Raw genomic sequence first — 23,421 nt, forward strand, 5'->3', positions numbered from 1 at the left:
GGCCCCGGGACGGTTTCACCGTTCGACGCCACCGGGGACGGGCGCCGGCGCGTGCCCGGTGTCGGCGCGACCGGTGACGGATGTCAGCGCGTGCCCGGTGTCGGCGCGTGACGGGCGTCAGCGCGACCAGTGACGGGCGTCAGCGCGCCGTCCCGCGGTCGGGGTCGGGGCGTGTGCCGACCATGCGGAGCACGAGGTCGGAGTACAGCGCGCCGACCTCGTCGGGGGTGCGCGAGCCGGTCACGTTGAACCAGCGGGCCACGTCGATGCACAGGGACAGAACCGCGAGGGTGGTGCCGGGCACGTCGGGGACCTCGAACTCCCCCGCCGCGACCCCGTCGGAGATGATCCGGCGCACGGCCGCGTCGCTCTTCCGGCGCAGTGCCACGATGTCGGAGCGGTGCTCCACGGCGAGAGCATCGAGCTCGTACTGGACCACGCGGGCGGTGGTGTGGTGTGCGGCGTGCCAGCCCACGAAGGACCGCACGGCCTCGTCGAGCCGGTCTGCGGCGGTACCCGGGCCGGACGCGGCCGTCTCCAGGATCTCCAGTGCCTTGTCGTGGCCGATCCTGCTGATCCGGTGGAGCAGCTCTTCCTTGGTCTTGTAGTGGATGTAGAGCGCGGCCGGACTCATGCCGGCCCGTCCGGCGATGTCCCGGGTGGTGGTGGCGTGGTAACCGCGCTCCGCGAAGGCCTCCACGGCGGCGACGAGCAGCCGCCGCGCGGCGTCGGGGGTGACCTCCGACCACGGCTGGTAGCCACTGGTGTCCGCCGGGCTGTCCATCGCTCGCTCACCCTCTTCGCCTCGCGGAACCCGTGTCGCGGGATCCGTCGTATGGGAATGGACACCCTACCGGAGGGGTGAGCAAGCGCTTAGCGATCCTGGGCGGTCGGGCCGGGGGCGGACTTCGGCGCGAAGGGGTCGTAGCCGGTCATGAGCTTCTCCATCCGGGCCTGATCGACCCGGGTGACGATCTGGGTGACCTCCTGCCGGTCGCGGATCACCTTGGCGAGGGTGAAGGCCGAGGTGGTCAGGTAGAGGACGGCGATGCCGAGGAAGGCGCGCACCCAGCCGTTCGCGTCCAGGTTGTAGATCCCCAGGGCCACGGCCGCCATGGCGACGCCGAAGGAGGCGACGGCCTGGGCGTAGTAGGCCCCCGTGTTCTGCTGCTTGACCGGTGTCTCGTTCATGGGTCCAGCTTCGGCGACCTGTGGCCCGCACCACATCCGTGCGTGTACTCACGTACGTACTCAGCCGGCAGGGCCCCGAATGGCGGGGGCGGCGGGGCGACGGGGCTGCTCAGAACGCCGAAACCCCCGTACGCGCACGGCCGATGAGCAGCTTCTGGATCTGGCTGGTGCCCTCGTACAGGGTCATCACCCGGGCGTCGCGCAGCAGCTTCCCGGCCGGGTACTCGTCGATGTAGCCGTAGCCGCCGTGGACTTGGAGGGCGTTGCTCGCGGCCCGCACGGCGGCCTCGGAGGCGAAGAGCTTGGCGGTCGAGGACTCCGTGGCGAAGGGCTTGCCGCGGTCGATCAGGTCGGCCACCCGCCAGGTCAGCAGCCGGGCCGCGTCCACGTCGACCGAGATGTCGGCGATCAGCTCCTGGACCAACTGGTGGTGGGCGATGGGCTTGCCGAACTGTTCGCGCTGAGCGGCGTACGAGACGGCCGCGTCCAGCGCCGCCTGGGCGATGCCCACGCAGCCGGCGGCGACCGACATCCGCCCCTTGGCGAGGGCGGACATGGCCACGGAGAAGCCCTTGCCTTCGGGTCCGAGCATCGCGGAGGCCGGCACGCGGACACCGTCGAGGGCGAGTTCGGCGGTGGCCTGGCCGCGCAGGCCGAGCTTGCCGTGGATCTCGCGACGGGTCAGGCCGGGACTGTCGGTGGGCACGAGGAAGGCGGAGATCCCGCGGTGGCCGGGCTCGTCGTTGGTGCGGGCGAAGAGCAGCACCACGTCGGCCCAGGTGCCGTTGGTGATGAACATCTTGCTGCCGCTGACGATGTACGCGTCCCCCTCGCGCCGGGCGCGGGTGTCCAGGTTGCCGGCGTCGGAGCCGGTGCCGGGTTCGGTGAGACCGAAGCAGCCGAGCGATTCGCCCGAGCACAGGCGTGGGAGCCAGGCCTGCTTCTGTTCCTCGGTGCCCCAGGTGGCGACGGTCTTGGCCACCAGCCCGAGGGAGACGGAGACGATGCCGCGCACGGCGGAGTCACCCCGGCCCAGCTCCTCGGTGACGAGCACGTAGGCGAGGTGGTCGCCGCCGGAACCGCCGTACTCCTCGGGCACGGTCAGGCCGAGGAAGCCCAGGTCGCCGAGCTTCTTGACCAGGGACCGGTCGACGCTCTCGGCGCGGTCCCATGCAGCGGCGTACGGGGCGATCTCCCGCTCGGTGAACTCCCGGGCGAGCCGGCGTACAGCCTCCTGTTCCTCGCTCAGCTCCAGGTTCACCGGGCACCTCCGGGCGGTCCGGCGCAGATTAACTAGCACCGGTAGTTTATTGCGGGCAGGCCCTACTATGTGGCGCATGGCCAGACCGCGCAAGCCCCTCCTCAGCAGAGACCGCATCGTCGAGGCGGCGGGCGCGCTGGTGGACTCGGAGGGCCTGGAGGCGGTGTCGACGCGCCGACTGGCCGCCGCGCTCGGGGTCAGCGGGCCTTCGCTGTACAACCACTTCCGCACCAAGGACGAGATCCTCGACGCCGTCGCGGACGCGGTGAGCGCCCGGGTCGACTTGTCGATGTTCGACTCCGAGGACGGCCGGAGTTGGCGGCTCGCGCTGCACGACTGGGCCCACTCGTACCGGGACGCCTTGTCCGACCACCCGAACATCGTTCCGGTGCTGGCGCGGGGACCGGGCCGTCGCCCCGCAGGGCTTCGGGTGGCGGACGCCGTCTTCGGCGCGATGACCGAGGCCGGTTGGCCGCCCGCCCACGCGACGCGGATCGGCGCGCTCATGCGGTACTTCATCCTGGGCTCGGCCGTGGGTTCCTTCGCCGGGGGTTTCGTGGACGACCGCGCCGCGTACGACCCGTCGGACTACCCGCACCTGGGCCAGGCCCACCTGCTGGCCGAGCGGCAGCACGAGGTGGACGAGGGCGCGTTCGAGACGGGGCTGGCGGCGCTGCTGGACGGCCTGGCCCTCCAGTACGAGGCGCTGAAGAGGACGACCTGACGGACGGCGGGACGCGGGGACCGGCGGGAGCCGGGACGGCTGGAGCCGGGACGGCTGGAGCCGGGACGGCTGGAGCCGGGACGGCTGGAGCCGGGACGGCTGGAGCCGGGACGGCTGGACGCGGGCGGAAGCCGGGACGGGGCGGAGCCTTGGCAGGCTCCCCCGGCTCCCGCTCCGACCCCGGATCCCGCTCCGGCTCCCGCTCCGGCTCCGGCTCCGGCTCCGGTCAGAAGATGACCAGCGAGCGGCCGCCCTTGCCCGCCAGCATCGCGTCGAAGGCGGCCGGGATGCCGTCGAGGGTGATCCGGTCGGTGACGAGCGCGCCGAGGTCCAGCCGGCCGGCCCGGACGTGATCGGCGATCACCGGGAGGTCGCGGGCCGGGTCGCTGTTGCCGTAGACGCAGCCGGTGAGAGTCCGGGCGAAGTGGAAGATCTCCAGTGCGTGAAAGGTGACCTGCTGTTCCTTGCCCCCGATGCCGACGACCGTGGTGCGACCGCCGCGACGGGTCGCGTCCCACGCACCGCGGATGGTGTCCGCCCGGCCTACGCACTCGATCGCCACGTCCGCGCCCCGGCCCCCGGTCAGCGCGCGGATCTGCTTGGCGGTGGTCTCCGAGGCGAGGACGAACTCCGTGGCACCGGCGGCGCGCGCCAACTCCTCCTTCGCCGGTGAGACGTCGACGGCCACGATCGGGCCCGCCTGCGCGACGCGGGCCGCCTGGAGGGCGGCCAGACCGACCCCGCCGACGCCGAAGACGGCCACCGACTCCCCCGGGCGGACCTGGGAGCTGTGGTGGACGGCTCCGTAGCCGGTGAGGACGGCGCAGCCGAGCAGGGCGGCTTCGGCGAGCGGGATCCCCGCGGGTGCGGGCAACACGCAGTTCGCCGCGACCACGGTCTCCTCCGCGAAGGCGGCCACGTTCAGCCCGGGGTGCAGCTCGGTGCCGTCGGCGTCATGGGCGTGGATCGCGCCGACCCCGGCCAGTGCCTGGGTGCAGAGCCAGACCTCGCCGATCAGGCAGTGGTGACACGCCCCGCAGGAGGGAGCCCAGTTGAGCACCACCCCGTCGCCGGGGGCGACATGGGTGACGCCCTCCCCGACGGCGAGGACCGTACCCGCGCCCTCGTGACCGAGGACGGCGGGAACGGGAACCCGCATGGTGCCGTTGGTGAGGGAGAGGTCGGAGTGGCAGACCCCGGCTGCGGCGAGCCGCACCCGGACCTGACCGGGGCCGGGATCGGGCAGCACGATCTCCCGGATCTCCAGCGGGGCTCCGACGGCGGGCAGGATGGCGGCGCGGACCATGGTCGTCGTCTCCGTACTTCCGGGATTCAGAACTGCAGGGACTTGGTCTGGAGGTACTCGCCCAGGCCGTGCGGGCCCAACTCGCGCCCCACGCCGGACTGCTTGTAGCCGCCGAAGGGCGCGAGCACGTTGAAGCGACCGCCGTTGATGTCCACCTGGCCGGTGTCCATGCGGCGGGCGAAGGCCGTCGCGGTCTCCGCGTCCGCCGCCCAGACGGCTCCGCCGAGGCCGTACACGGTGCCGTTGGCGATGCGCAGGGCGTCGTCCTCGTCCTCGTACGGGAGGATCGACAGCACGGGGCCGAAGATCTCCTCCTGGGCGATGGTCATGTCGGGGGTGACGTCGGCGAAGAGGGTCGGGGTGATGAAGTACCCCTGGTCGTGGGGTGCGTCGGGCCCGCCCGCGACGAGACGCGCCCCCTCCTCGACCCCCTTGACGATGTACGCGCGGACACGGTCGCGCTGCTTGGCGTTGATCACCGGGCCGAGGCGGGTGCCCTGCTCGCGGGGGTCGCCGGTGGGGTACTTGGCGATGGCGTCGGCCGCGAGCGCGACGGCCTCCTCGTACTGGTCCCGGTGGACGAGCATGCGGGTGAGCGCGTTGCAGCTCTGGCCGGAGTTGTTCATGACGTGGCCGACGCCCACGGCGACGGCCTTGGCCAGATCGGCGCCGGGCAGGATGACGTTGGCCGACTTGCCGCCCAGTTCGAGGGCGACGCGCTTGATCGCGGCGCCGGCGGTGGCGCCGATCTGCCGGCCGACGGCGGTCGAGCCGGTGAAGGAGACGAGGTCGACTCCCTCGTGTGCGGCCAGTGCCTGGCCGGCGACCGCGCCGGTGCCGGTCACCAGGTTGAAGACCCCGGCCGGGATGCCCGCCTCGTGCACGGCTTCGGCGAAGAGCTGTGCGGTCAGCGGGGTGTCTTCCGCCGGCTTGAGGACGAGGGTGCAGCCGGCGGCGAGAGCGGGTGCCACCTTGGCAACGACCTGATGCAGCGGATAGTTCCAGGGCGTGATGGCCCCGACCACGCCGACCGGCTCCATCAGCACCGTGGAGTTCCCGAGCCGCTCCTCGAAGGCGTACGAGGCGCCGAGTTCGGCGAACGAGCCCGCGACGGCGATCGGCGACCCCACGTGTACGGCCTCCGCGAAGCCGAGCGGGGCGCCGAGTTCCGCGGAGATCGTCTCCGCGATCTCCTTCTTGCGGCGGACCAGTACGTCGCGCAGGGCCCCGACGAGGGCCGCCCGCTCGGCCGGCGGCGTGGCCGCCCAGCCCGGGAAGGCCGCGCGGGCGGCACGTACGGCCTCGTCCACGTCCTCGGCGGTGCCGGCCGGGACCGAGGCGAGGACCTGTTCGTCCGCGGGGTTGACGACCTCGATCCGCTCGCGTCCGACGGCCGGTCGCCAGGCGCCGCCGATGTACATCCCGTCGTGGGCCTTCATGGCTTTCCTCCCGAAACACGCACGAGCGCGTAGAACCCGACCTCTCCAACACCCTACAAACTAGCGTCGGTAGTTTTGCGGGCGCCAGAGGCGTCCGGGATCAGATGATGCCGAAAAGCATCCCCGCCGCCAGGACCACCAGGGAAGTCAGGGCCGCCCATTTCACGGTGAATCGGGTGTGATCGCCGAACTCGACCTTGGCCATGCCGACGAGGACGTAGACGGCCGGAACCAGTGGGCTGGACATGTGCAGGGCCTGGCCGACCAGGGACGCGCGGGCGATCTCCAGCGGCGAGACCCCGTGCGCGGCGCCGGCCTCGGCCAGTACCGGCAGGACCCCGAAGTAGAAGCCGTCGTTCGACATGAAATAGGTCAGGGGCAGGCTGAGCAGGCCCGTGACCAGCGCCATGTGCGGACCCATCCCCTCGGGGATCGCGCCGACGAGCCAGTCGGCCATGTGCTTGACCATGCCGGTGCCGCTGAGGACACCGGTGAAGACGGCGGCGGCGAAGACCATCCCCGCGACATTGAGGACGTTGTCGGCGTGGGCGGCGATCCGGGCCCTCTGGTCGGGCATGTGGGGGAAGTTGACCGTGAGGGCGAGGGCCGCGCCGAGGAGGAAGAGCACGGGGATGGGCAGCAACTCCATGATCATCGCGGTGAGGAGGGCGACGGTCAGTCCGGCGTTGAACCAGTAGAGGCGGGGGCGGAGCGTCGCGCGGTTCGGATCGAGCCCCTGGAAACCGTCACCATCACCGTCACCGTCGGGGGTTATGGCCGTGGCCGTGGGTGCGCCCGTCGGTGCGTTCGTGGGTGCGTCCGGAGCGGTGGAGGTGAGTACGGGTGCGGGTGTCCTGCCGGAGCTGCCCGGGCCCGAGGCGGCGGCCGAGGTGCCCATCCCCGCCGCGACCGTGGCGGGCTCCCCTTCGATCGGCTCCACCTCCGACTTCGCGTCCCGCTTCTCCGCGTTCTTCTCCTGGCCGCACTCATCCTGCGCGCCGGGCATGACGAGCAGCCCGACCCGGCGTCGCTCCTTCACGCCGAGGACGTACGCGAGGAGGAACACGAAGAGCAGCCCGGCCGCCAACGCGGGGATCATCGGGACGAAGACGTCTGCGGCGTCGAGCTTGAGGGCGGTGGCGGCACGGGCCGTGGGGCCGCCCCAGGGGAGGGTGTTCATGACGCCGTTGGCGGTGGCCGCGACACCGGTCATGACCACCAGACTCATGCCGAGGCGCTTGTAGAGCGGGTACATGGCCGAGACCGTGATCATGAAGGTGGTCGAGCCGTCTCCGTCGAGCGACACGATCGCGGCGAGCACCGCCGTACCGACCACGACCCGCATCGGGTCCGCCTTGCAGAAGCGCAGGATGCCACGCACGATCGGATCGAAGAGGCCGACGTCGATCATCACGCCGAAGTAGACGATGGCGAACATCAGCATCGCGGCCGTCGGCGCGAGTTTGCCGACTCCGTCGATGACGTAGTCGCCCAACTGCGCACCTTGTCCGGCGAAGACGCAGAAGAGCGCGGGGATGAGCACGAGCGCCGCGATGGGCGACATTTTCTTCAGCATGATCAGAACCAGGAAGGTCGCGATCATGGCGAAGCCGAGGAAGGTCAGCATGCTGGGAACGTAGGGGCTCCCCGATGTGCCAACAAGACGTCGACGCGTGAGCAATACGAGCAAAACCCCAGCTCAGGGCAGAGGTGCCAGTTCGACCGGGAATCCGTTGAGCACGGCGGTGCCGGACAGCGGGTCGAGTCGGCTGCCGTCGAGCAACTGATTCACATTGGCTCCGGGTACGGCCCCGGCCACCGAGAGCCGGGAACCGGCCCGGTCATGGCCCCAGCCGTGCGGGAGGCTGACGACCCCGGTACGAACGGCGTCGGTGATCTCGACCGGGACTTCCAGACTGCCGCCGTCGGCGGTGATCCTGGCCCGGCCGCCATCGGTGAGGCCGAGCCGGTCCGCGTCCTGCGGATGGACTTGGAGGGTGCACCGGTTGGAACCTCCGACCAGGGCCGGGACGTTGTGCAACCAGCTGTTGTTCGACCGCAGATGGCGGCGGCCCACGAGCACCAGGGCGGCGGGGCGTTCGGCGAGCGCCGCGTGCAGCCTGGGGAGTTCGGCCGCGATCGGGTCCGGGAGCAGTTCGATCCGGCCGGTGCGGGTCTTCAGCACGCCCGGCAGCCTGGGTTTCAGGGGGCCCAGGTCGATGCCGTGCGGTCGCTTGCGCAGCTCGTCGAGGGTGAGGTCGTACGGTCCGAGTCGCAGCATCATGTCGAGCCGTCGCTCGGGGCCGGTGCTGCCGGTGAGTTCTCGCGCCTCTCGTTGTGGGTCTCCGCCGAAGAGCGGTGAGTGGGGGTCGGCGACCTCCCGGGCGAGGGTGTCGGCGATGACGCGGTCGTCGAGGACGTCCGGCGATGCCCCGTGCAGCCCGGACACCGCGAGGATCAGGCGCGCGTGGACCTCGCACTCGTCCATGCGGCCTTCTTCGAGGGGTACGGCGGGTGGTGAGTAGCGGGCCTGGTTGCGGACGGCGAACGCGTTGAAGGCGAAGTCGAAGTGGGCGGACTGTGAGGGCGGCGGCGGGGGCAGGACGACGTGGGCGTGGCGCGAGGTCTCGTTGAGGTACGGATCGACGCTGACCATGAAGTCGAGGCCGGCGAGGGCCGTGTCGAGGCGCCGGCCGTCGGGGGCGGACAGCACGGGGTTGGTGGCGATGGCGATCAGGGCTCGGATGCGCCCCACGCCCGGCGTCTCGATCTCCTCTGCCAGGGCGGCGGTGGGCAGTTCGCCCTTGGCTTCCGGGTGTCCGCTGACCCGGCTGTGCCAGCGGCCGAGGTCGAACCCCTTGCCCGGGCGGGCGGGTCGGGGGGCGCGGTCGGTCGCCGAGAGGGGGAAGAGTGCCCCGCCCGGGCGGTCGAGATTGCCCGTGAGGATGTTCAGTACGTCGACCAGCCAGCTGGCCAGGGTGCCGTACTCGGCTGTGCAACTGCCGATGCGTCCGTAGACGGCGGCGGTGGGTGCGGCCGCCAGTTCCCGGGCGAGGGAACGGATCTCATCGGCGGTCAGGTCGCAGGGCCGGGCGACGGCCTCGGGAGTGAAACGGGCGAGGGCGTCGGCGAGTTCCCCGAGACCGTCGGCCTGCTCCCCCGCTGCCCCGGGGGCCGCGAGCCCCTCGTCGAGCAGGGTGTGTGCGAGCGCGGCCAGCAGCAGGGCGTCGCTGCCGGGGCGCGGTGCGAGGTGCCGGTCGGCCAGCGCGGCGGTGCGCGTGCGCCGCGGATCGACGACGACCAGGGTGCCGCCGCGGGCGCGCAGGGCCTTGAGCCGGCCGGGGAAGTCCGGGGCGGTACACAGGGAGCCGTTGGACTCGACCGGGTTCGCGCCGAGGAGCAGGAGGAAGTCGGTGCGGTCGAGGTCGGGGACCGGGATGGCGAAGGGGTCGCCGAAGAGCAGGCCGCTGGACACGTGCTTGGGCATTTGGTCCAGGGTGCTGGCGGTGAAGAGGTTCCGGGTGCCGAGGGCCTTGAGGAGGAGCGGCGGGTAGAGGGCTCCGGCCATGGTGTGGACGTTCGGGTTGCCGAGGACGACGCCGACGGACTGGGCTCCGTGTTCCCGCACGAGGGCGGGCACGGCCGCGGCGATCACCTCGTAGGCCTCCTCCCAACTCGCTTCGCGCAGCCGGCCGTCGCGGCGTACGAGGGGGGTGCGCAGCCGGTCCGGATCGCCGTCGAGGGCTCCGAAGGCCGCCCCCTTGGGGCAGATGAAGCCACGGCTGAACACATCGTCCCGGTCGCCGCGGGCGCCGGTGACCGTGGTGCCCTCGATGGTCAGCGTGAGGCCGCAGGTGGCTTCACAGAGGGGGCAGATGCGCAGGGCGGTGCGGGGCATGGTCGCTCCTGGGGGCGGCAGGCTGCGGTGCGGGCACACGGGCGGGTCGAGCATACCGACCGGTAGGGAGGTTGGGGAGGGGTGCGCTCATTGTGGTTGTCGGCCCTGGGGGCTCAGTCCAGTACGCGGGCCAGGTAGGCCTGCATCATCGCCCGGGTTTCGGCGACGATCCCGGGGTCCCCGGCGGGGTCGACGCGGAAGGCCAACTGGATGAGCGCGTCGGTGGCCTCGACCGCCACCAGCACGGACCGTTCGAGGTCAGCGTCGCGGGTGCGGCCGAGGTGGCGGGAGAGCAGTTCGGTGAGCCGTGCGGCGACCAGGTGGTTGGGGTCGGCGGCCGGGCCTTCGGGCGGCGGCGCCGGCACGCCGAAGTCGACGAGCGCGAATCCGGGCACGCCGCGCTTCATCGCCAGGTATTCGTCCAGGACGGCGTCGACGGCGGGCCGCCATCGGGCGGCCGGAAGGGCAGCCAGCCTTTCCTCGATGCCATCGGCGTAGCGGTCGAGATTGCGGTGGGCCAGGGCGATGGCCATGGCTCGCTTGTTCCCGAAGAACCGGTAGACGGAGCCGATGGGCACTCCGGCGCGCAGGGCGACGGCACGGGTGCTGAGGTTCTCGTACCCGGTCTCGTCCAGGAGTTCCGCGCAGGCGTCGAGGATCCGGGCGAGCCGGTCGGCGCTGCGCTGCTGGATCGGGGTCCGGCGCATGGGGTGGGCGGGGGGCACGGGGTCCATCATGCCGCTCCTGGCTTCCGCTCGGGCCGGTGACCTCAGTTCAGCAGGAGGCTGAGGCCACCGATGGTGTACGTGATCATCAGCGCGAGCAGGGGCAGTTGGCCGGCCACGGCCTTGGCGGGCGGGAAGAGACGCACGGACCGGTCGTGCGCGGCGATCACTCCGAGTACATGCCCGGTGACGACGGCGATCACCTGGAGGGCCGCGAGGCCGCCTGGACCCAGTGGCGGCAAGGGTTCTGGGGCGTTGTCAGTGCCCGCTGCCATGATTACCGTGCGTGGTCCTTCGGTGACGAGGAGGGAGAAGTAGTGGGCGACGAGATAGCCGAGCGCGATCGGAACGAGTGAGTGCGCGAAGGCCGTGAGCGGGCGGGGATGCGGGCCGCTGACGAGACGGGTGGCCGCCGCGCACAGGCAGTACAGGGCGGCGACGAGGGCGATGGAACCGAGAAGTCCGAGGGTGGCCGTGGGGGTGCGGCCGAGAGGGGAGGTCTGAATGGCGTTGATCCAGGCGGGGCTGTCGGAGTAGCCGTCGTAGGCGGTGGAGCCGAGCAGGACACAGACGACGGCGACGAGTCCGGGCCGCTCGGGCGTCGCGTCGAGTCCGTGGAACGGGTTGCGAAGGACGAGCAGGCCGTCGGCACGACGGCCGAGGGGGGAGAGCCTGGCCAGGAGATCGGAGTAGGCCTCGAAGGGGTCTCCGTCGGCGAACCATTTCTCGCCGAAGCGGGCGGCGAGGGTCAGTTGACCGACGACGAAGCAACCGAGGGCGATCAGGAGGGTGGTGGTGGATGCGGGATCCGGGGAGACGAGCTCCAGCCAGGTGAAGCCGAACAGCCCGACCGCGGCGGGCCATTGGCCGAGCCGGGCGGGCAGTGGGCGGTCGGGGGCACGTCGGCGAAGGGCAACGGCGAGGAGTCGGTGCAGGGTGCGGAGCGGGTTGACGAGGCGCCACACGGGGCCGAGGAGGAGGGAGGCCGGGACGAGTCCGACCCAGAGCAGGACGTAGACGGCGCCGGGAGCGGGGTTGTGGGCGGGGTCGTCGGGACCGAGGAGGAGGTGGAGCAACACGGCGAGGGCGGCGGCGAGACCGAGCCCGCGCAGGGTGGTGCGGGTGGCCGGCGCGTCGGCCACCCGTTGGAACCGGCCGGGCAGGGCGAGGCCCGAGCGGTCACCACGGAAGCGGGACGTGGACCAGAGCAGACCGAGGGCGAGGAAGGAGACGAACAGCGCGGCGAAGGCACCGGCGAAGGCGTAGAAGGGAGAGATCGGCAGATCGTGCTGGGACCCGATCCCGTGTGCGAGCAGGGTGGTCGACGGATCGGCCAGGTACGGGACCACGTCCTGGCCGGAGGGACCGCCCCCCGCGCACGGAACCGGACAGCCGCCGACGCCCGGGCCGAGAGGGAGGCCCGGGGCGAGAGGGAGGCCCGGGCCTGGGGGCAGGCCCGGGGCGAGTCGGAGGGGGGTCATCGGACGAGGAGCTGGGTGAGGACGAGGTCGCTCTCGTGGGTCTCGACCTCGAAGAGCCCGGTGCGGTCGGCCGTCAGGACCAGGGTGGCCTCCTGGCCTGCGGGCAGGGCGAGCTCCTTGTCGTAGCCGTGGACGTGCAGGGTGTCCGCGCGGTCGCTGGTGACGCGCAGGGCCACCCGCTCGCCGCGCCCCACCTCGACGCGGCCGGGGGCGGGAACCACCTTGCCGTCCCGGACGACGACGGTGACCGTGCGGTCGACATCCGGGTTCTCGGAGCTCCGGGGTGTCCGGGCCGGCTGGGGCGGCCGGGTTGCCTGGGGCGGCGCCGTCGGGGTGGGGGCGGCGTGGCTGTGGGACCCCTGGCCCGGGGGGCCACCGGTCAGCTCGACGGTGCCCTCGACCGCCTTGCCGCCGACGGCCCAGGCGGTGTGGTCGTCGGCGTACAGGCGGACGGTCAGGGTGTGTGCACCCTCGGGCACCTGCGCCGCGGGCAGGTGGTACCAGGGGCCGTACACCCGGGCCAGCTTGCGCCCGTCCAGTTCCAGGTGGGCGTGACCCTCGCCGGGGAGGGCCGCGCCACCGACGCTGTCGGGGGTGAAGCGGAAGTTCTTCACGACCAGTTGGAGGTTCCATCCGTCCTCCGAGTCCGGCCGGGTGGCGAGCCGCACCTCCGGCGCGCCCTGGACCGGGACCTGCCGGAGGCGGTGACCGGCGCCGTCCTGGGTATCGAGCAGGGTGCCCACGTCACCTGAGGCCTGTTCGTGACTGGTGCCGGGTTTGTGGTGGGTCGTGGCCCGACCCCCGCAGCCCGTCGCGGTGCCGGCGGCGAGCAGCACGAGCAGGGCGACCAGAACCGCGGTGCGGACGGTTCGGCGGCGAGGACCGACCGCGCGCCGCGGAGGACGGGGCGGTCGGGCCGTGCGGGTTGGTCGGGCCGTGGGGGTCGGTCGGGCCGTGTGGGGTGGCGCGTCGCAGCCGATGCGGTCGGCGTGGTCTCGGCTCACCGCGAGCCTCCGTTCCCGGCCGGGGGTTCGGTGGCGGCCGGGGAGTGGGTGGCGGCTGCCGCGCTCAGGGCCGGGGGTGGGCCGTCCGGGGCCGGGGCACGATCCGCGTCGGGGTCGCCGCCGGGGCCGGTCGGGCGCGCCGGCCTGCCCGGACGGGGTTGCGGACGGGCGGAGGCGACGACCGCCCAGAGCACCCACACCACCGCGACGATCGCCCGTACCCAGGCGGGGCCGAGCGGGATCCAGGGAATCATCAGGACTGCCCTGTCGAAGGCGTCGAGGAGGGTCAGGGCGGCCAGCAGCAGGGTGAGCCGGGCGAGCCACGGCCGGTCGGCGCGCAGGACCAGCCAGACGCCCGTCCACCACAGCCCCAGGAGGAGCAGGGCCAGCGCCGGCACGAAGGTGGGGGTGAGGTCCGTGGTGGACCCGGCGACGTCCAGGCACAGCCCGGCCAGGCCCAGCAGCGAGGCGATCGTCCCCCCTCGGGAGCCGCGCAGCCGGCGCCACCACAGGACTCCGCCGACCAGCAGCAGTACGGCCGCGACGGCCAGCGCGATCTGGGTCTCGACCCGCTCCAGGCCTCGGGCGCCGTACCAGTCACAGCCCGCCGGCAGCTTGCGGGCCTGGACGTTGTAGTCGGCGCAGACCAGCAGTTGGACGAGTTTGACCGGTTCGCCGGCGAGACGCGCGGAGCCGCCGGACACGGCGCCGCGCCGCTCGCCGCACTCGGGCAGGGTGGCGGGGGTGGAACCGTCGGGGCCGTCCTGCCAGCAGTTGCCCCTGCCCTGGCCGTCCCACCAGACGTCCATGCCGTTGGGGCGGGACGCCCCGGCCTTGTCCTTGCCGAGGATGTTGGCGGCGTAGCGGTTGTGGTGGGAGGTGTCGGCCTGCTTGGCCCACGCCTCCTCGCCGCGGATGAAGGCCGGGACGGCGCTCAGGAAGAATCCGGCGCGCTGGTGCCCGTACACCCAGTTGCCCTCGTACAGGTTCCAGTTCCCACCGGCGGTGATGACGCCGGTGCCCGGCGGCATGGAGATCTGCGGGCAGACCACGCCCTGCTCGTAGCCCCGCTCGATGGGCGGTTTGGCGCAGGTGCCGTCGGCGACGTGACGGTAGTAGTCCTGGTTGTTGTCGTGGATCACGTTCCGCTCGAACCTGGCGTGGTTCTGCGGAAGTCCGGGGTGGCCGGGGAAGGCGCTGTCCATCGAAGCGCCGCCCATGTTCTGGTCGAACTCGTTGTCGTGGACCCAGACGGAGTCCCCGGCCGTGCCCGAGTAGCCGACCATGTTGTGGTGGCTGCGGCAGCCGGTGATCTCGATGGAGTAGCGGGGGACGTCGTAGCCGCGGCCGTCGTTGATGTCGGAGGCGCTGCCTGGGTAGATGCCGGAGTCCCCGTTGCCGTAGGACTCGCAGTTCTTGTAGAGCCCGTGGTCGCTCGCGAAGGTCAGGAAGCCGTACTCGTCGTTCCAGCGGGTCAGTACGTCGTCGATGACGAAGCCGTCGCCGGCGAGCACGTACAGCGAGTTGAAGGTGGTGCGCTGGGCGGTGAAGTTGCGGAAGTAGATGCCGTTGGACTTGTCGGCCCGGATGGCGTTCAGCTTCTGGTACTTGGCGTCGATGACCACGTCCTGGCGGGACGCGCCGGTGCCTTCGATCTGGAGGTTCGTCTTGCCGAGGATCGCGACGAGGTTCTGGTTGTGCCGGCACCGCTCCTGCTGCTCGTAGGACAGGATCTGGTAGCCGAGCGAGGAGTTGGGCGCCTTCAGCGTGGCGCACTCCCCCGTGGGCTTGGGGAGCGAGGGCTCCTCCTCGTACAGGCCGGGCAGGATCGCGATGTTCATCCCCGGCCGGTCCACGGCGTCCACGGCCTCCTGGAGGTGACGGAAGCCGGTCTTCTCGCACTGGGCGTAGAGGGCGAGGTTGCGCTGTCTGAGTTCCTGCGGGAAGGCGGATATCCGGCGCTCGAAGGCGGGCCGGTCGGTCTTGCACACCAGGAGGTCGGGCTCGGCCTTGCGGTACTCGGGTACGGAGCCGCTGCCGTCGGGGAGGGTGACGGGGCGCTCCTCGTGCGCGCGGGCGGCGGGCGCGGCGGCGAGGAGGGACAGGAACGCGAGGAGGGCGGCGAGGAGCACCGCCGGCACGGCAGGAAACCTGCGGGTCCACGACATGCGCGAGAGAGTAGAGCAATGTTCACCTTTTGGGACCCCCCTCTGCGCGAATCGGTTCGGCGCCCGCCCGAACCCGCCTGAACCGCCCGCCCGAACCCGCCTGAACCCGCCCACCGGAGCGCGTCTGAACCCGCCGGTCCGACCGCAGGCGCAGACGCGGGCAGGGGCGCGGGCGCGAGCAGGGACCGGGCCGGAACCAGGGCCGGGGCCTGGACCGGAACCGGGGCCGACAGTGCGGAGGCGGAAGCCGAGTGCCGCCGAACGGGGCACCACGCGCCCGAACGGAGGCTCTTCGGGCCGGGAGGGCGGGCCGGCCGGAAGGTCACCGTTGACGCGGGGACCCGGGAATCCTACTGTCACCCATAGGATTCCTACGGCAGACCGGGAGCGTTCCATGAGTGACGGCGACACCAGCGAGCAGGCCAGGAAGACCGCGGAGGCGCTGGAGTACCTCGCCGGATTCGGCAACGAGCACAGCTCCGAGGCCGTTCCGGGCGCGCTCCCCCACGGCCGGAACTCGCCCCAGCGCGCCCCTCTCGGCCTCTACGCCGAGCAGCTCAGCGGCAGCGCGTTCACCGAGCCCCGCACCCACAACCGCCGCTCGTGGCTCTACCGGATCCGCCCCTCGGCGGCGCACCCGCCGTTCACCCGCGTCGACAACGGCGGTCTGCGCAGCGCACCCTTCACCGGGACCGTGCCGGATCCGAACCGGCTCCGCTGGAACCCGCTGCCCGACCCGGCGCCCGGCACCGATTTCCTGGCCGGCCTGTGGACCCTCGGCGGGAACGGCGACGCCGCCCAGCGCTCCGGCATGGCGATCCACCTGTACTCCGCCAACGCCGCGATGACGGATCGGGTGTTCAGCAGCTCGGACGGCGAGCTGCTGATCGTTCCCGAACGCGGCGGTCTGCTGCTGCGCACCGAGTTCGGCCTGCTCAGCGCCCGCCCGGGCGAGATGGCCCTGATCCCTCGCGGGGTCCGCTTCCGCGTCGAGCTGCTCGACGCGAACGCCCGCGGCTACGTCTGCGAGAACTACGGGCAGCCCTTCGAGCTGCCGAACCTCGGTCCGATCGGCGCCAACGGCCTCGCCGCCGTCCGGGACTTCCGGGCGCCCGTGGCCGCGTACGAGGACGTCGACCGCCCGACCGAGGTGGTCAACAAGTACTGCGGCAACCTCTGGACGGCCACGTACGACCACTCGCCGCTCGATGTGGTCGCCTGGCACGGCTCCCACGTCCCGTACGTGTACGATCTGCGCCGTTTCAACGTGATCGGCTCGATCAGCCACGACCACCCCGACCCGTCGATCTTCACCGTGCTGACCTCGCCCTCGGACACCCCGGGGCTGGCCGGGGTGGACTTCGTGGTGTTCGCCCCGCGCTGGCTGGTGGGAGAGGACACCTTCCGTCCGCCGTACTTCCACCGCAACGTGATGAGCGAGTACATGGGCCTGATCGAGGGCGCGTACGACGCGAAGGCCGAGGGCTTCGTGCCCGGTGGCGGCTCGCTGCACAACATGATGTCCGCGCACGGCCCGGACCGGGAGACCTTCGACCGGGCGAGCGCCGCCGAGCTGAAGCCGCAGAAGATCGACGACGGGCTGGCCTTCATGTTCGAGACCCGCTGGCCCATCATCGCCACCGACCAGGCGGCCGGCGCCGAACACCTCCAGCGTGGATACGACGACGTCTGGCAGGGTCTGGAGCGCCACTTCCGCGCCTAGCATTCGCTGCACGCCCGCCCCAGACGTCCAGCCGTACGGAGAACCACCCGTGACCGCCTTCGCCCCCGACTCGCTGGTACTGAACCGGAAGTTGCCGCTCTGGTACCAGGTGTCCCAGTCGCTGCGCGCCTCGATACTGGGGCGCACCCCGGACGCCTCGCTGCGCCTGCCCACCGAGGAGCAGTTGGCCGGGCACTACGGGGTGAGCGTGCTGACGATGCGGCAGGCCCTCAAGGAGTTGGAGGGCGAGGGCCTGATCAGTCGGCATCGGCGGCGCGGAACGTTCATCGAGCCGGGGGCGCGGCGCGGGGCCCCGGTGCGGTTGTTGGGTTCGGTCGACGCGATCGTGGCCCAGCAGTCGGGTGAGCGTACGACGATTCTCGGACACGAGCGGACGGCGGTGTCCGGGGAGCTGCTGGAGCACTTCCCGGACGCCTCGGAGCTGGTCACGTACCGGCGGCTGCGCCACGACAGCGTGAGCGGCGAGCCGACGAACTGGGCGGAGAACGCGGTCCGCACGGAGCTGGCCGAATCCATCGACCTGAGCGACCTGGAGCGGTTCCCGATGACCAAGGTCCTCCGCGACCTGGTCGGGGTGAAGATCAGCCGGATCACGGACACCGTGGAGGCGCGGCTGGCGGACCCTGAGACGGCGGGGCTGCTCCAGGTCCCGCTGCTGAGCCCGATCCTGCACTACACGGGCGTGACGTACGACGACGGGGGCCGGGTGGTGGACGTGGCCCGCATCCGCTACCGCGGCGACCGGTTCTCCTTCACGGTGACGGTCGACGCGCACTGAGAACGGCCTGCGCGCACCGAGCCGGACGAGGCGCGGGAAGCCCGCCCACACTCCACGTCCACGCGCCACGCCCACACGCCCCGTCCACGCCCCGCCTCCGCGCCCCGCCTACGCGCTCGGGGGTCGCTTCGCTTCGTCCTCCGCGCCCCGCTCACCCTCGGCCTGTGAGGGGGTGGTGCGCGTGGTCTGCGGGTGCCGTTGGCGCTTCTGCCGCTCGTCCATGTCCTCGTCGAGGCGTTCGCCCTCGGCCTGGGAAGGAGTCGAGTATTCGTCGTACTGACTCATCAGCCGTCTCCTCGGTCCACACAGGGGTCGGTCGGCGCAGAACTCCGCCTGCGCAGAACTCGGTGCGCACAGCGCTCGGTCCGCGCAGGGGCCCACACGGGGCTCGGCCCACCACACCGGTACAGATGCGTTCATAAGGAGCGTAACGCTTCGGCCTGGACGCGGCCCGGGCGTGACCTCCCCTCGCTACCATCTGCCGGGTGAGCGAAGACGTACCGCTGCTGGACGATCTGATGCCCTGGGCCGTGGGTTCGCTGCGGCTGGGGCGGGACTGGGTGACGGCTCCCGACCCGGCGACCCTGCGGGCCCGCTGGGCGACCCTGGCCGGCGCCGAAGGCGCCGAGCGCGAGAGGTTGTTCCGACCGACCCGGGCCCGTACGCCCTCCTCCGGGGCCGCCGCGCTGCCCGGGCAGCGGTCCGCGTCCACGGCCCGCTTCACCGAGGCCCCGGGCCCGTTCCCGGATCCCGTACGGGTGCTGACCGCGCCCTTCGACGAGCAGTGGCTGCTGCCCGACCAGCGGCTCATCGACCGGGCCCGCCCCGAGCTGTGGCGGGTTCGCGACGCTCACCAGCTGTTCGTCGTGGAGACGCCGGAACCGCTGGTCACCGCCCATCTACCGGCCGGCCGGCTGGGCCGGATCCGGCCGCTGCACCGACGTCCCGGCGGGGCGGAGCCCAATCTGGCGCCGGGCCTGCTGCACCTGCTGGGCGAGCGGCTCGGCGGTTGGGTCACTCCCGAGGACGTGCTGTGCTGGGTGCTCGCGGCGGGCCGCCCCGGGGCCCGGGGTGCGTACGAGGTCCCGATGGCGGCCGACCCGGAACGCTGGCGGGCCGGGCTGGAGCTGGGGCAGCGCCTGCTGACCGTCCAGTTGCGCGGGGCGCGGGGCGGTGAGCCGCCCCGTCTGCCCGGCGGGCGGCGGCCGTACGTCCGCTCGGCGGTCACGGCGTGGCCGCGGGAGCTGTCGTACGACCCGGACACCGAGACCCTGGGGCTCGGGGACGGGAGCATCTCCCCCGTGCCGCCGGGAGCGTGGGACCAGGAGTCGCAGGGCGAGCGGGTGTTGCAGTCCTGGTTCGCCGCACGGACCGCGCACCGCTCGGACGGCGTCGACGGCCTGGAGGCGCTGGGGCCCGGGGAATGGCCGCAGTCATGGACCTCGGAGCTGTTGGCGTTGGTCACGAGCCTGGCGCTGCTGGCCGACCTGGCGCCGGAGCGGGCGGCGTTCGAACCCGGTCCGTCGATCACGTCCACCGAGCTGGAAGCCCTCGGAGTGCTGCCGCCGCCGCGCGGGTCCCGACGGCCGGCCTCGGTGTTGGACCACCGGGAGGAGGGCCCCGGCGGCCAGTTCGCCCTGCTGTGAACCCGGGCCCCCGGCGCGGCGGTGAACCCCGGCGCGCCGTGCACCCCGGCGCGGCGGTGCACTCGGCCACGCGGCCGACGCCGCCCGCCCGCCCGCCCGAGTACCGGGTACCCGCCCGTGCCGGCCCCGCGCCCGTGCGGGCCCGGTGGCCGACCCCGCGCTCATGCCCCCCAGGTGCCGAGCAGCTGCGTGATCCAGCGGTCGAACAGCTCGTCCGGCGCGTCCAGGTCGGCGGGGACGGAGGGCAGCGCCGTGAGGGCGCCCGCCAGCCGCGGGTAGTCCCCGCTCGCCAGCCGGGATCCGAGCCAGGCCGCCCGTACGCGCTGCTCGTCGGCCTCGCTCCAGGGCAGTGCGCGGGCCCGCTCGGCGAGGGCCAACTCGCCGCCCACGTAGGTGGCCACGGTGCCGTTGACGGCGGCGACGAGTTCGAGCTTCCGCCCGTCCGGCGCGGCCAGCGGCTCCAGGCAGGCCAGGCTGTACTCCAGGTACCGCAGGGCGTGCGGGCTGAAGCCGTAGACCGGGGTGAGCAGCCGGGGCAGCCACGGGTGGCGGCGCATCAGGTCGCGCGTCTGGCGGGCCAGCGCGAGCATGTCGGCCCGCCAGTCGCCGGTGGGCGGGGTCAGTTCGTACTCCCCGCTGACGGCGTCGACCATCAACTCGTACAGGTCCTCCTTGCGCGGCACGTAGTTGTACAGGGACATCGTCCCGGCCCCGATCCCGGCGGCCACGCGGCGCATGGAGACGGCCTCGATCCCCTCGGCGTCGGCGATCCGCACGGCCTCGGCCGCGATCGACTCGCGGCTGTGGGCGGGGCGGGGGCCCCGTCCCGCGCGTTGCGGGCGGGCCCAGATCACTTCGGGTTCAGCGGGGCGGCCGCTGGGGGTCATCGCTCATCACCTCGTTCGTCGCCTCCATCCTAGTTACGTACACCGTACGCAGTGAGGTAGGGTGCCACGCATGACGACTACGTACGCTGTACTTAGTGAGGGTCTGGAGAAGTCCTACGGCGAGGTGCGCGCCCTGCGCGGGCTCGATCTGGCGGTGCCCGAGGGCACGATCTGCGGGCTCCTGGGCCCCAACGGCGCCGGCAAGACCACCGCCCTTCGGATCCTCACCACGCTCACCGCACCCACCGCCGGGCGGGCCCTGGTCGCCGGACACGACGTCACCCGCGCTCCGGGAGCCGTTCGCCGCGCCATCGGGGTCACCGGCCAGTACGCCTCGGTGGACGGCGACCTCACCGGCCGGGAGAACCTGCGGCTCTTCGCCCGCCTCGCCGGGCTGCGCGGGGCCGCCGGTCGGGCCCGCGCCGACGAGCTGCTGGAGCGCTTCGAGCTCACCGGGGCCGCCGACCGCACCGCCTCCACCTGGTCGGGCGGCATGCGGCGGCGCCTGGACCTGGCCGCCGGGTTGATCGCACGGCCCCGCGTGCTGTTCCTGGACGAGCCCACGACGGGCCTCGATCCGGCGGCCCGCGACCGGATCTGGACCGCGGTTCGAGAACTCGCCGGCGCGAAGGGCCGGGTCGGCGGCGACGGCGGGGGCACGACCGTGCTCCTCACCACCCAGTACCTGGAGGAGGCGGACCGGCTCGCCGACGACATCGTGGTGGTGGACGGCGGCCGGGCCGTCGCCACCGGCACCCCGACCGAACTCAAGTCCCGGATCGGCTCCCACGCCGAGGTCACCGTCACCCACCCCGACGCCCTCACGGGCGCGGCGGCCGTACTGGACCGACTCACCGGGGGCCGGCCCACCCTGAACGGGGAACGCCTCACCGTGGGCGTGACCGTGTCCGACACCGGGCTGACCCTGCCGCGGATCATCCGCGCCCTCGACACGGCCGGCATCCCGGTCACCGACGCCACCCTGCGGCCACCCACGCTCGACGAGGTGTTCCTGCGCCTCACCCGGGTCCGCGAGACCGCACCCGAGAAGGAGCACGCGGCATGAACACCCTGCTGTCCGACGGCGGAGCCGTCGTCACCCGCCAGTTGCAGAAGGCCCGGCACGCGCCCGCGCTGTTGGTGCTCACGCAGACCATGCCGATCATGATGCTGCTGTTCTTCGGGTACGTGTTCGGCAGCGCGCTCGCGATGCCGGGCTCCGAGTACCGCGAGTTCCTGCTTCCGGGCCTGCTCGCCGCGACCGCCGCGAACGGCCTGATGACGGGCCTTTTCACGGCGGCACAGGACGCCCACCGCGGGGTGACGGACCGGTTCCGGACCCTGCCGATGAGCCGGGCCGCCGTGCCCCTCGGGCAGATCACCGCCGACCTGCTGACGACGGGGGTGTCCATGGTGCCGCTGATGCTGGTGGGGATCGCCATGGGCTGGCGGATCGAGAACGGGCTGCCGGGCGCGCTGGGCGCCCTCGGGGTGCTGCTGTTGTTCCGCTTCGCCTCGGCCTGGGTGGGCACGTACCTCGGCCTGCTCAGCAAGAGCGAGGAGGCCGCCGGTCAACTCGGCGGCGCCACCTTCGTCCTGCCGATGCTGTCCAGCGCCTACCTGCCGACCGCCGGGCTGCCCGGATGGCTGCGGACGGTCGCCGAGTGGAACCCGATCAGTGCCGTGGCCGGCGCGGTGCGCGCCCTCTGCGGCAACCCGGGCGGCGTGCCGGCGGCCGGGGCCGCCTGGCCGGCCGCGCACCCGGTGGCCGGGGCGCTGCTCTGGTCGCTCGTCATCCTGGCCCTCTTCGTGCCGTTGGCCACCCGGCGGTTCGCGCGCGGCCAGGACTGAGAGGCGGCCATGGCTGAGAGGCGGTCAGGACCGGGAGCAGGGTCGGAGCGGCCGGGCGGGGGGTGACAGATCCGGGTCGGACCGGGTAGGCAGGCTGCCATGACACCCGACTCACGCCCCCACGACCCGCTCCCCCTCGACGGTGTCACCGTCGTCGCCGTCGAACAGGCCGTCTCGGCCCCCTTCGCCACCCGCCAGCTCGCCGACCTCGGCGCCCGGGTGATCAAGGTCGAGCGTCCCGACGGCGGCGACTTCGCGCGCGCCTACGACACCGCCGCGAAAGGTCTGGCCTCGCACTTCGTGTGGGCCAACCGGGGCAAGGAGTCCCTGGCGCTCGACCTGAAGGACGCGCGGGGCCGGGAGGTGCTGCACGAGCTGCTGGCCGGCGCGGACGTCTTCGTCCAGAACCTCGCCCAGGGGGCCGCCGCCCGCCTCGGGCTGGACTCGGCAGCGCTGTGCGCCCGGTACCCGCGGCTGGTCGCCGTGGACATCTCCGGCTACGGGGCCGAGGGGCCGTACGCGCACAAGCGCGCCTACGACATGCTCGTGCAGTGCGAGGCGGGGCTGGTGTCGGTGACCGGTACCCCGGAGCGGCCGGTCAAGGCGGGTGTCCCGGCCGCGGACATCGCGGCGGCCATGTACGCGTTCTCGGGGGTGCTCGCCGCCCTCCTGCGCCGCGGGATCACCGGGCGCGGGGGCCGGGTGGAGGTGTCGATGCTGGACGCGCTCGCCGAATGGATGGGGCACCCGCTGCACCACACGATGCACGGCGGGGAGCAGCCCGTGCGGACCGGTCTCGCGCATGCCGTGATCGCGCCCTACGACGCCTACCCGACGGCGGAGGGGGACCGGGTGCTGCTGTCGGTGCAGAACGACCGGGAGTGGCGGCGACTGGCGGAACAGGTCCTGGAGAAGCCGGAGTTGGCGGACGATCCGGCGTTCGCGACGAACGCCGCCCGCACCCTGGGGCGGGAGCGGACGGACGCGGTGGTGGCCGGGGCGCTCGCCGCACTGGACGCGGACGAGGCGATCCGGAGGCTGGATGCGGCGGGCATCGCCTGCGCGCGACTGAACTCGGTGGCGCAGGTGGCGGCGCATCCGCAGTTGGCGGCCCGCGACCGCTGGCGGGAGATCGGGTCGCCCGCGGGTCCGCTGCGCGCGCTGCTGCCGCCCATCGGACTGCCGGGCGGCGCGCCCGCGCGCATGGGAGCGGTGCCCGCGCTCGGCGAACACACCGACGCCCTGCTGCGCGCCCTGGGGATGACGGGCGCGCAGATCACGACTCTGCGCCAGGACGGCGTGGTCGCCTGAGGCGGGC

The 23,421-nt window shown here is 72.6% G+C and carries 20 protein-coding genes; 7 read left to right on the forward strand and 13 right to left on the reverse strand.

What is annotated here, in order from left to right; all coding sequences use genetic code 11:
- Window positions 1-139 precede the first annotated feature (139 nt).
- The 3 genes from ACQEVM_RS24875 to ACQEVM_RS24885 all read right to left on the reverse strand — a co-directional run bounded on the left by ACQEVM_RS24875 (window position 140) and on the right by ACQEVM_RS24885 (window position 2,452).
- Window positions 140-784 carry a TetR/AcrR family transcriptional regulator gene (locus tag ACQEVM_RS24875; protein WP_433082546.1) on the reverse strand — a complete coding sequence of 215 codons (645 nt, stop codon included), beginning with the start codon at window positions 782-784 and terminating at the stop codon, window positions 140-142.
- A gap of 89 nt (window positions 785-873) precedes the next feature.
- A complete protein-coding gene (locus ACQEVM_RS24880; protein ID WP_433082548.1) occupies window positions 874-1,191 on the reverse strand; it encodes a YiaA/YiaB family inner membrane protein in 318 nt (105 codons plus the stop codon).
- A gap of 109 nt (window positions 1,192-1,300) precedes the next feature.
- Window positions 1,301-2,452, reverse strand: coding sequence for an acyl-CoA dehydrogenase family protein (locus ACQEVM_RS24885; protein WP_433082550.1), 1,152 nt, complete (start codon window positions 2,450-2,452; stop codon window positions 1,301-1,303).
- A 76-nt stretch (window positions 2,453-2,528) separates the two neighbouring features.
- Between ACQEVM_RS24885 and ACQEVM_RS24890 the strand changes: the two genes are divergently transcribed.
- A complete protein-coding gene (locus ACQEVM_RS24890) occupies window positions 2,529-3,176 on the forward strand; it encodes a TetR/AcrR family transcriptional regulator (RefSeq protein WP_433082552.1) in 648 nt (215 codons plus the stop codon).
- 226 nt (window positions 3,177-3,402) lie between these two features.
- On the opposite strand, the gene ACQEVM_RS24895 is transcribed toward ACQEVM_RS24890, so the two are convergent.
- The 8 genes from ACQEVM_RS24895 to ACQEVM_RS24930 all read right to left on the reverse strand — a co-directional run bounded on the left by ACQEVM_RS24895 (window position 3,403) and on the right by ACQEVM_RS24930 (window position 15,197).
- Window positions 3,403-4,482 (reverse strand): Zn-dependent alcohol dehydrogenase, encoded by a 1,080-nt coding sequence (locus tag ACQEVM_RS24895; protein ID WP_433082554.1) that lies wholly within the window; start codon window positions 4,480-4,482, stop codon window positions 3,403-3,405.
- Window positions 4,483-4,508: 26 nt separating this feature from the next.
- A complete protein-coding gene (locus ACQEVM_RS24900; RefSeq protein WP_433082556.1) occupies window positions 4,509-5,921 on the reverse strand; it encodes an aldehyde dehydrogenase family protein in 1,413 nt (470 codons plus the stop codon).
- A gap of 100 nt (window positions 5,922-6,021) precedes the next feature.
- Window positions 6,022-7,548, reverse strand: a complete 1,527-nt coding sequence (locus tag ACQEVM_RS24905) for a CitMHS family transporter (RefSeq protein ID WP_433082558.1) — start codon at window positions 7,546-7,548, stop codon at window positions 6,022-6,024.
- Window positions 7,549-7,620: 72 nt separating this feature from the next.
- Window positions 7,621-9,819 carry a molybdopterin oxidoreductase family protein gene (locus ACQEVM_RS24910; protein ID WP_433082560.1) on the reverse strand — a complete coding sequence of 733 codons (2,199 nt, stop codon included), beginning with the start codon at window positions 9,817-9,819 and terminating at the stop codon, window positions 7,621-7,623.
- 113 nt (window positions 9,820-9,932) lie between these two features.
- Entirely contained in the window at window positions 9,933-10,553 is a 621-nt protein-coding gene (locus ACQEVM_RS24915; RefSeq protein WP_433085351.1) for a TetR family transcriptional regulator, read from the reverse strand.
- 35 nt (window positions 10,554-10,588) lie between these two features.
- Window positions 10,589-11,893 carry a hypothetical protein gene (locus tag ACQEVM_RS24920; protein ID WP_433082562.1) on the reverse strand — a complete coding sequence of 435 codons (1,305 nt, stop codon included), beginning with the start codon at window positions 11,891-11,893 and terminating at the stop codon, window positions 10,589-10,591.
- A gap of 128 nt (window positions 11,894-12,021) precedes the next feature.
- Window positions 12,022-12,876, reverse strand: a complete 855-nt coding sequence (locus ACQEVM_RS24925) for a hypothetical protein (protein ID WP_433085353.1) — start codon at window positions 12,874-12,876, stop codon at window positions 12,022-12,024.
- Window positions 12,877-13,025: 149 nt separating this feature from the next.
- Entirely contained in the window at window positions 13,026-15,197 is a 2,172-nt protein-coding gene (locus ACQEVM_RS24930) for a right-handed parallel beta-helix repeat-containing protein (protein ID WP_433082564.1), read from the reverse strand.
- Window positions 15,198-15,591: 394 nt separating this feature from the next.
- Here ACQEVM_RS24930 and hmgA point away from each other — a divergent pair, with 394 nt between their 5' ends.
- On the forward strand, window positions 15,592-16,920 hold the full coding sequence (gene hmgA / locus ACQEVM_RS24935) for a homogentisate 1,2-dioxygenase (protein ID WP_433082566.1): 1,329 nt from the start codon (window positions 15,592-15,594) through the stop codon (window positions 16,918-16,920).
- A 49-nt stretch (window positions 16,921-16,969) separates the two neighbouring features.
- A complete protein-coding gene (locus ACQEVM_RS24940; RefSeq protein WP_433082568.1) occupies window positions 16,970-17,719 on the forward strand; it encodes a GntR family transcriptional regulator in 750 nt (249 codons plus the stop codon).
- A 108-nt stretch (window positions 17,720-17,827) separates the two neighbouring features.
- On the opposite strand, the gene ACQEVM_RS24945 is transcribed toward ACQEVM_RS24940, so the two are convergent.
- Complete coding sequence (locus ACQEVM_RS24945; protein WP_433082570.1) at window positions 17,828-18,004, reverse strand: hypothetical protein; 177 nt, start codon at window positions 18,002-18,004, stop codon at window positions 17,828-17,830.
- A gap of 233 nt (window positions 18,005-18,237) precedes the next feature.
- Here ACQEVM_RS24945 and ACQEVM_RS24950 point away from each other — a divergent pair, with 233 nt between their 5' ends.
- On the forward strand, window positions 18,238-19,365 hold the full coding sequence (locus ACQEVM_RS24950; protein ID WP_433085355.1) for a type ISP restriction/modification enzyme: 1,128 nt from the start codon (window positions 18,238-18,240) through the stop codon (window positions 19,363-19,365).
- A gap of 161 nt (window positions 19,366-19,526) precedes the next feature.
- On the opposite strand, the gene ACQEVM_RS24955 is transcribed toward ACQEVM_RS24950, so the two are convergent.
- Window positions 19,527-20,252: a TetR/AcrR family transcriptional regulator gene (locus ACQEVM_RS24955; RefSeq protein ID WP_433082572.1), complete on the reverse strand. Its 726-nt coding sequence runs from the start codon at window positions 20,250-20,252 to the stop codon at window positions 19,527-19,529.
- Between the two features lie 70 nt (window positions 20,253-20,322).
- Here ACQEVM_RS24955 and ACQEVM_RS24960 point away from each other — a divergent pair, with 70 nt between their 5' ends.
- From ACQEVM_RS24960 to ACQEVM_RS24970, 3 genes are all read left to right on the forward strand, one after another.
- Window positions 20,323-21,318 carry an ATP-binding cassette domain-containing protein gene (locus ACQEVM_RS24960; protein ID WP_433082574.1) on the forward strand — a complete coding sequence of 332 codons (996 nt, stop codon included), beginning with the start codon at window positions 20,323-20,325 and terminating at the stop codon, window positions 21,316-21,318.
- Entirely contained in the window at window positions 21,315-22,103 is a 789-nt protein-coding gene (locus tag ACQEVM_RS24965; RefSeq protein ID WP_433082576.1) for an ABC transporter permease, read from the forward strand. Before ACQEVM_RS24960 ends, ACQEVM_RS24965 begins: the two co-directional genes overlap by 4 nt.
- Before the next feature lie 99 nt (window positions 22,104-22,202).
- Window positions 22,203-23,414 carry a CaiB/BaiF CoA transferase family protein gene (locus tag ACQEVM_RS24970; protein ID WP_433082578.1) on the forward strand — a complete coding sequence of 404 codons (1,212 nt, stop codon included), beginning with the start codon at window positions 22,203-22,205 and terminating at the stop codon, window positions 23,412-23,414.
- Window positions 23,415-23,421: the final 7 nt, after the last annotated feature.

The organism is Streptomyces sp. CA-243310, from assembly GCF_050936775.1.
Taxonomy (GTDB): Bacteria; Actinomycetota; Actinomycetes; order Streptomycetales; family Streptomycetaceae; genus Streptomyces.